Below are 6,789 nucleotides of genomic sequence, written 5' to 3' on the forward strand. Positions count from 1 at the left end.
GGGCGGGACGGAACGGGGGCGGATCGCGAGGTCCCGCCCCAAATCCGCCCCGGAGCGAAAAAGCCCCGGCGTCCAGGCCAGGGCTTCGCGTCTAAGTCGTTGAATTCTTTGGTAGCGGGAGAGGGACTCGAACCCCCGACACGAGGATTATGATTCCTCTGCTCTAACCAGCTGAGCTACCCCGCCCCAGCCCGCGGCCGTCTGCGTAGGCAGGCGGCCGGTTCGGAGATCGGCGGTATAGGGAACGGCGGCTTGCGGTGTCAACGCCCTCTTTCCGGCCGAGGCGCGGGTTTTTTCTGTGGCGCGTCCCGGCGTTCCGGCTCATCCCGCAACGGATCGCGCCGGGCGTGCTTATCGCTATGAGTGCTGTCCGAATGCCGGAACCGAGCGAGGGTTCATTCTTGTCAGACCGTCCAACGCAAGAGGTGCGGCCCTCGCGCCGCCATGCCGACCTCGGCGCCGACTTCTTCGACGTGGTCGCGGCCGCCCGCTTCCCGCAGACGATCCTGCGCTTCCGCAACCGCGCTTCGGCCGCCCGCGTCGGGCTCGACGGCCTGACGGACGCCGAATGGATCGCTCGGTTCGGCCGGTTCGAGCCCCTGCCCGGCTCGTTCCACGCGCCGCTGGCCCTGCGCTATCACGGGCACCAGTTCCGCTCGTACAACCCCGAACTCGGCGACGGGCGCGGCTTCCTCTACGCGCAGCTGCACGATTTGCGCGACGGGCGCCTGCTCGACCTCGCCACCAAGGGCAGCGGCACCACGCCGTGGTCGCGGGCGGGCGACGGCCGGCTGACCCTGAAGGGCGGCGTGCGCGAGGTGCTGGCCACCGCGCTCCTCGAAGCGCAGGGCGTGAACACCTCCAAGAGCTTCAGCCTGATCGAGACCGGCGAGGCGCTGGAGCGCGGCGACGAGCCCTCCCCCACCCGCTCCGCGGTGCTCGTGCGCCTGAGCCACGGCCACATCCGCATCGGCAGCTTCCAGCGGTTCCTGGCGCTCGACGAGCCGAGGAACATCGAGCGGCTGCTCGATCACACCATCACGACGCACATGCCCGACCTCTGGCGCGAGGCGCCGGCCGACCGGGCGGTGGCCTTCCTCGCCGAGGTCGTGCGACGGGTCGCGCGGATGGGTGCGCAATGGGCGGCCGCGGGCTTCGTCCACGGGGTGCTCAACACCGACAACATCAACGTCACCGGCGAGAGCTTCGATTACGGGCCGTGGCGCTGGTTGCCGGCCTACGATCCGAATTTCACGGCCGCCTATTTCGACAGCCAAGGGCTCTACAGCTTCGGCCGCCAGCCGGAGGCGTTGTACTGGAACCTCGCACGGCTGGCGGATTGCCTGCTGACGCTGGCGCCGCAGGCCGACCTCGAAGCGGCGCTGAAGGGTTTTGGGCCCGCCCTGCAGGAGGGCTTCGCCGAGGCCTTGTTCGCCAGGCTCGGGCTCGCGAAGGCCGGCCAGGACGAAACCGATCGGCTGGTCGGCGCCTTCTGGCGCTTCCTGGCCGAGAGCCACGTCCCGTTCGAGCAGACCTTCTTCGATTGGTACGGCGGCATCGCCAGCGCCGAGCGCGCCGCGGCGAGCCCCTCGGCCGCACTCTATGCCGGCGACGCCTTCGCCCCGGTGCGCGCAGCGTTGGAGGGCTTGGCGTCGGCGCCGGGCGCCGGCCTCGCCCATCCCTATTTCGCCGACCGCACACCCTGCACGCTGCTGATCGACGAGGTCGAGGCGCTGTGGGCGCCGATCGCTGCGTCCGACGACTGGTCGGCGCTCGACGACAAGCTCGCGGCGATCGCGCGCATGGCCGAGGCCTACGGCACGGCGCCTGCGCTGGTTTGGTAAGGCCTCAACGCTCCTCCTCCTCGCGGCGGCGCGCCTCGGCGTGGCCGGCGCGGATGCCGAGGTCGACCATCGTGCGGGTGATGCGCAGGCCGAGCCAGAACAGCAGAACGCAGACGGCGATCGCGGCGGCGATCTTCACGGGGTTCACGGGCGGCGCCCTCGCGGCGGTGGACGATCGGATTGAGTTAGGGCAGAGGCACTGGTGTGCGCGAGACCTTTCACATCGAAGTCCTCGGCCCCGAGCCGGGTGACGTCCAGACCCGGATCTCGGTGCGCAGCACCGGGCTCGAGGGGGCGCAGGAGCGTGCGCTGCGCCTATTCGCCCGGGCCCGCGTGCCGCAACGCTCGGTCGGACCGGCGGAAGCGGTGCGGGTGATCGACGGCGCCGGACGCGAGGTGTTCTTCCGCAGCCGCTTCGACGAGCCGAGCTAGGCGAATGCGCAGGGCTCTCCTCGTCCTCGCGCTGGTCGTGCTGCTGCCGGCACTGTTCGTGCGCAGCTACAGCCTGCCGCCGGCACCCGACCGGCGCGGTGGGACGACGATCCTGCTGAGCGTTCCGAACCGGCCGCTGTTCGGCAGCCCGCGGGCCGATTGCGTCGACACGCCGGAAGACGGCTCGGTGATCGCCTGCCTGATCGCCTCGGTGAACCGGTCGCGGGCGGAGGGCGTCCCGCTCCTGTCGCTGCCGTTCTCACCAACCGCCTACGGCCTGTCGGAACGGGTGGCGCTGCTCGGGCGGGACGAAGCCGCGGGGAAGGCGCAGCTCGCCCGGATCGCCCGCTTCGGCTGGTGAGGCACGCTCACCTGCGCAACACTTATTTGGGCTTGGCCGGCGCGGCGGGCTCGACTGCGGGCTTCGGCTTGCGAGCCTCCTGTTGGCTCTCGGCCTTCTCCTCGTCGGTGTCGCCCTTCTCGATCGTCTTCTCCGGGTCGGCGGCCAGCGTCTTCACGATCTCCAGCACGCGCTCGCATTCGGTGACGTAGGAATAGCTCTCCAGCACGATCGCCGCGTCGCGCAGCGTGCGCAGGTCGCGCACCGTCTGCTTGTTGGCGGCCTCCTGGAGCTCGCCCTTCCGGGCGATCGTCTCCTCGATCTTGGCGGCTTTCACGTCGCAGGCGGCTTCGACCGGCGTGGCGAGGCCGGCGGCGAGCATCAGGAGGGCGGCGTGAGCGAGGCGCATGCGTCAGGGTTCCGGGCGTCGTGCGTCGAGGGATGGGTTCTAGGCGTGGTGGGCGTGGCTGCGCAGGATGTCGTTCGTCAGCGCGACGAGCTGGCTCGGACGGTAGGGCTTCGGCACGAACACCGATTCGGGGACAGCCTCGCCCTGCGAGAGGCAGGCACGGCCGCCGGAGGTGTAGACCACCGGCAGCGAGGGGCAATGCGCCCGCGCGGCCCGGGCCAGCGTGATCCCGTTCGTGTTGCGGGCGAGGTCGATATCGGTGAAGAGCAGGTCGACGGTCTCCCGGGCGAGGATCGCCTCGGCCTCCCAGGCGTCGGCGGCGGTCAGGACGCGGTAGCCCTCGTCGAGCAGCGCTTCCGCTGCCAGTTCGCAGACGAACGGCTCGTCCTCGACCACCAGGATGGTGGTCGGCGCGCGGTCGAGGTAGCTCGGCAGGCCGAAGGCGGCGCAGGCGAAGGACATCATGACGCAACTCCAACTCACCCGGCGTGGGACGAAGGTCCCGCAGCCGGATCGAAGGACAAACGGCGCCCTGCGCTCCGGCGTTCGCCGTGATTGCATCGAATTGCCGAGGTTTGGTGAGCGAAGCCTTAACCCTGCTCGCCCGCCCCTGAACGAGGCGCCGGGAATGGTTAACCAAGGGTTGACGCGTCGCGCACCGGATCGGGTTTCGTGAACCGGTCCTGGCAGGTCGGGACCGGGCTCGTGCTCACCGCGCTCGCGGGATTCGTCGATGCGCTGGGCTTCGTCCGGCTCGGCGGCCTCTACACCTCGTTCATGAGCGGCAACACCACGCAGCTCTCGGTCTTCCTCGGGCATGCGGATTTCGCGCACGTGGTGCTGCCGGCGATCCTGATCGGCGGGTTCCTCGGCGGCGCGATCCTCGGCAGCGGCCTGTCAATCCTGATCCCCTCCCCCTGGGCGACGCCGGCGGTGCTCGGCTACGAAGCCCTGCTGATCCTGGCAGCCCTCGGGGTCGGCCTCGCGATTCCGGAACTCGGCATCGCCGCGTTCTTCATGGCGGTGGCGATGGGCTCGCAGAACGCCGTGCTGGCGCAGGTGAAGGGGTTCCGCGCCGGCACCACCTTCGTCACCGGGGCCCTGTTCAGCCTCGGGCAGAAGGTGGCGCAGGCGCTCACCCGCACCGGGCCGCCCTTCGGCTGGGTCGGCGACGGGGCGGTCTGGGCCGCGCTCCTCGTCGGCGCGTTCGGCGGCGCCGTGGCCTATGCCCGCCTGGAGCTCTATGCCCTGTTCATCCCGGCGGCGGTCTCCGGCCTCCTCGCCCTGGTCGCCGCGATCTTCGCGCTGCGCCACCGGACGATGATGCCCGAGCCGCCCGCCACCTGAGCCCGTTTCACGCCTGTTCTGCCCGCCTTGTCCTGCCCGCGCCCGTCCTGATCGAGTCTCCCGATGAGCAACGCTTCGCTGACCACCCACGTCGCCCCGGTCGAGGCCGGCGCCCACGTCGTCGCCGCGCACTTCCTGAAGGACGCGCTGGTGATGACCCTCGGCGACGGCACCGTCCTGCTCAGCCGGGACGGCACGTCGAGCCGCCTCGCCGCCCATCCCGAGGCCGGCATCCTGGCCGCCGTGGGCGACGGCAACCGCCTCGTCACCGGCGGCGACGACGGGCGCGTGGTGGCGCTCCGGCCCGACGGCACGCTGTCCGAAGTCGCCACCGCCAAGGGCGGCGCCTGGATCGACGCGCTCGCCCTTCATCCCGACGGGTCGGTGGCCTACGCGGCCGGGCGCACCGTGGTCGCCCGCGACGCCAAGGGGCGCGAGCGCACGTTCACGGCCCCCTCCACCGCCCGCGGCCTCGCCTTCGCCTCAAAGGGCTACCGGCTGGCGGCCTCGCACTACAACGGCGTCTCGCTCTGGTACCCGAACCACGAGACGCCCGCCGAGATGGTCGAGTGGAAGGGCTCGCACATCGACGTGACGTGGTCGCCCGACGGGCGCTTCGTCGTCTCGACCATGCAGGAGAACGCGCTGCACGGCTGGCGCCTGCAGCCGGACCGCGGCCATATGCGGATGTCGGGCTACCCGGCCAAGGTGCGCTCGGTGTCGTGGTCGTCGGACGGCCACTGGCTCGCCACCAGCGGCGCGGAGGCCGCGATCGTGTGGCCGTTCGATTCGAAGGAAGGCCCCACCGGCAAGGCTCCACGCGAGTGCGGCGTGCGCCCGGCCCGCGTCTCCCGCGTCGCCTTCCACCCCAAGGCCCTGGTGCTGGCCATGGGCTACGAGGACGGCTGCATCCTGCTCGTGCGCTTCACCGACGCCTCCGAACTGCTGGTCCGCCCGGCGGTGAAGGGCAGCGGGATTTCGGCGTTGGCCTGGGACGCGAAGGGCGGGCGGCTGGCGTTCGGATGCGTCGACGGGGCGGCGGGGCTGCTGACCCTGCCGGCCTGATTGCGGTCGGGTTCTGGAACTGCCGCCGCCACCGTGGTTTCTGCCACGACCACCACGACGAGGATGCCCCGTGTTCCGTGTCTTCCGCACCCTAGGCCTCGCCCTCGGCCTGCTCGGCGGCGGGCTGGCGGCGCAGGGGCCCGAATTCGCCCAGCAATACGCCCAGCGCCTCGGTGGCGCCCTGGACGAGCTGAAGCGCGAGGTCGCGACGCTCGAATCGGACGCCAAGGCCACCGGCAACACCCGCGAAGGGGCCGTCGATCGTCTGCGCACCAATCCCGACACCCTGGTCGCGCGCCGGGGCGAGGCCGCGCGCTACGACATCGAGCGGCTGGAACGGCTCTCGGCGCAGCAGCAGGCTTTGGCGAACGCGGCGAGCCCCCTCGGGCGGCTGGCCGCCGTGATCCGCGATCCCGACGTTCCGCTCGCCCGCGCCACCTACCGCGATTACGACCCGGCGCTTCCGACCACCACCGACGGAATCGTCGCCGGTCTCCTCGGCTTCCTGGCCGCCTGGGGCGGCTGGCGCGTGCTCTCCGACGTCGGCCGCCGCGTGGTCCGCCGCCGGCCGCGGACCGCGGTCACGACGGCTTAAACGGGCGTCGGCGCGATCACGGCGGGCGACGTCGGCGCCTCTGTGTGGCCGGGCGTCTACAGCCCCTAGCGCGCGGCTTGCTTAAGCGAGACATCGAGGACGGGCGCGGCCGGGCTTTCCGGCACACGCAACCGTCACGCTGGTTCCCGAGTCGCACCATGGCGCGCCCATCCACCCAGACGATCGACCCCGCGCTCGATGCGGCCGCGCTCCTGCGACGCGTCGGGTTCTTCGGGCTGTTCGTGATCGTGCCGGTGGTGGCGCAGGTGGCGCGGCGCGCGACCGTGATCCTCGCCCCGATCTCCGTCGCCCTGCTGATCCTCGCCAGCGCCATCGACGGCCGCCAACGGCCGCTGCGCGCCGGCGGCGTCCGGCTTCTGCGCGCCCCGGCCTTCCTCGCCGGCCTCCTCGTGCTGGCCTGGATGGCGCTGTCGCTGGTCTGGACGCCGTTCCCCGGCCCCGCCTCCGAACGGTTCGCCAACCTCGTCGCCACGATCCTGCTGACGCTGGCCGGCTACATGGCGCTGCCGGACCGGATGCGCTCGGCCAACCTCTACCTGCTGCCGCTCGGCGTCACCGCGGCGGCGATCGTCGCCATCATGCTCGGTCTGTTCGGCGACAGCCTGATGCGCGGCGTCCCGGACGACGACAACGCCCTCGACCGTGGCCTCACCCTCCTCGCCCTGCTGGTCTGGCCCGCGGTGGCCTGGCTGCGCTCGCGTCGCCGCGACCGGGAGGCGCTCGGCCTCGCCGTGGT

General features: G+C 71.5%; 9 protein-coding genes, 1 tRNA gene and 1 pseudogene. 7 read left to right on the forward strand and 4 right to left on the reverse strand.

The features are described from left to right. Window positions 1-109 precede the first annotated feature (109 nt). Window positions 110-186, reverse strand: a tRNA-Met gene (locus FV222_RS13825). 215 nt (window positions 187-401) lie between these two features. Between FV222_RS13825 and FV222_RS13830 the strand changes: the two genes are divergently transcribed. Then, on the forward strand, window positions 402-1,844 hold the full coding sequence (locus FV222_RS13830) for a protein adenylyltransferase SelO (RefSeq protein ID WP_246685460.1): 1,443 nt from the start codon (window positions 402-404) through the stop codon (window positions 1,842-1,844). Window positions 1,845-1,848: 4 nt separating this feature from the next. Here the strand turns inward: FV222_RS13830 and FV222_RS29630 are convergent, their stop codons facing one another. Then, window positions 1,849-1,992, reverse strand: coding sequence for a hypothetical protein (locus tag FV222_RS29630; protein WP_187273581.1), 144 nt, complete (start codon window positions 1,990-1,992; stop codon window positions 1,849-1,851). 56 nt (window positions 1,993-2,048) lie between these two features. Between FV222_RS29630 and FV222_RS13835 the strand changes: the two genes are divergently transcribed. Then, complete coding sequence (locus FV222_RS13835; RefSeq protein ID WP_147763180.1) at window positions 2,049-2,276, forward strand: hypothetical protein; 228 nt, start codon at window positions 2,049-2,051, stop codon at window positions 2,274-2,276. Between the two features lie 4 nt (window positions 2,277-2,280). Then, the gene (locus FV222_RS13840) at window positions 2,281-2,637 is read left to right on the forward strand and encodes a hypothetical protein (protein WP_147750209.1); all 357 of its coding nucleotides are present in this window, start codon (window positions 2,281-2,283) and stop codon (window positions 2,635-2,637) included. A 22-nt stretch (window positions 2,638-2,659) separates the two neighbouring features. On the opposite strand, the gene FV222_RS13845 is transcribed toward FV222_RS13840, so the two are convergent. Continuing rightward, window positions 2,660-3,025 carry a photosystem reaction center subunit H gene (locus FV222_RS13845; RefSeq protein WP_147814684.1) on the reverse strand — a complete coding sequence of 122 codons (366 nt, stop codon included), beginning with the start codon at window positions 3,023-3,025 and terminating at the stop codon, window positions 2,660-2,662. 39 nt (window positions 3,026-3,064) lie between these two features. Continuing rightward, window positions 3,065-3,490, reverse strand: a complete 426-nt coding sequence (locus FV222_RS13850) for a response regulator (protein WP_147750207.1) — start codon at window positions 3,488-3,490, stop codon at window positions 3,065-3,067. Between the two features lie 207 nt (window positions 3,491-3,697). Between FV222_RS13850 and FV222_RS13855 the strand changes: the two genes are divergently transcribed. The 4 genes and pseudogenes from FV222_RS13855 to FV222_RS13870 all read left to right on the forward strand — a co-directional run. Further along, window positions 3,698-4,372 (forward strand): YoaK family protein, encoded by a 675-nt coding sequence (locus FV222_RS13855; protein WP_147814686.1) that lies wholly within the window; start codon window positions 3,698-3,700, stop codon window positions 4,370-4,372. A 63-nt stretch (window positions 4,373-4,435) separates the two neighbouring features. Continuing rightward, window positions 4,436-5,437, forward strand: coding sequence for a WD40 repeat domain-containing protein (locus FV222_RS13860; protein ID WP_147814688.1), 1,002 nt, complete (start codon window positions 4,436-4,438; stop codon window positions 5,435-5,437). Window positions 5,438-5,507: 70 nt separating this feature from the next. Next, on the forward strand, window positions 5,508-6,032 hold the full coding sequence (locus FV222_RS13865; protein ID WP_147763186.1) for a DUF2937 family protein: 525 nt from the start codon (window positions 5,508-5,510) through the stop codon (window positions 6,030-6,032). Window positions 6,033-6,190: 158 nt separating this feature from the next. After that, window positions 6,191-6,789: pseudogene (locus FV222_RS13870) on the forward strand (peptide ABC transporter permease); the annotation flags it as partial.

It is taken from the genome of Methylobacterium sp. WL103 (assembly GCF_008039885.1).
Taxonomy (GTDB): domain Bacteria; phylum Pseudomonadota; class Alphaproteobacteria; order Rhizobiales; family Beijerinckiaceae; genus Methylobacterium; species Methylobacterium cerastii.

Excerpts from the sequence above, each read along its gene's own strand:
- FV222_RS13860 (WP_147814688.1), top strand. The coding sequence starts at position 4,436 with ATGAGCAACGCTTCGCTGACCACCCACGTCGCCCCGGTCGAGGCCGGC.
- FV222_RS13850 (WP_147750207.1), bottom strand. The coding sequence starts at position 3,490 with ATGATGTCCTTCGCCTGCGCCGCCTTCGGCCTGCCGAGCTACCTCGAC.
- FV222_RS13840 (WP_147750209.1), top strand. The coding sequence starts at position 2,281 with ATGCGCAGGGCTCTCCTCGTCCTCGCGCTGGTCGTGCTGCTGCCGGCA.
- FV222_RS13845 (WP_147814684.1), bottom strand. The coding sequence starts at position 3,025 with ATGCGCCTCGCTCACGCCGCCCTCCTGATGCTCGCCGCCGGCCTCGCC.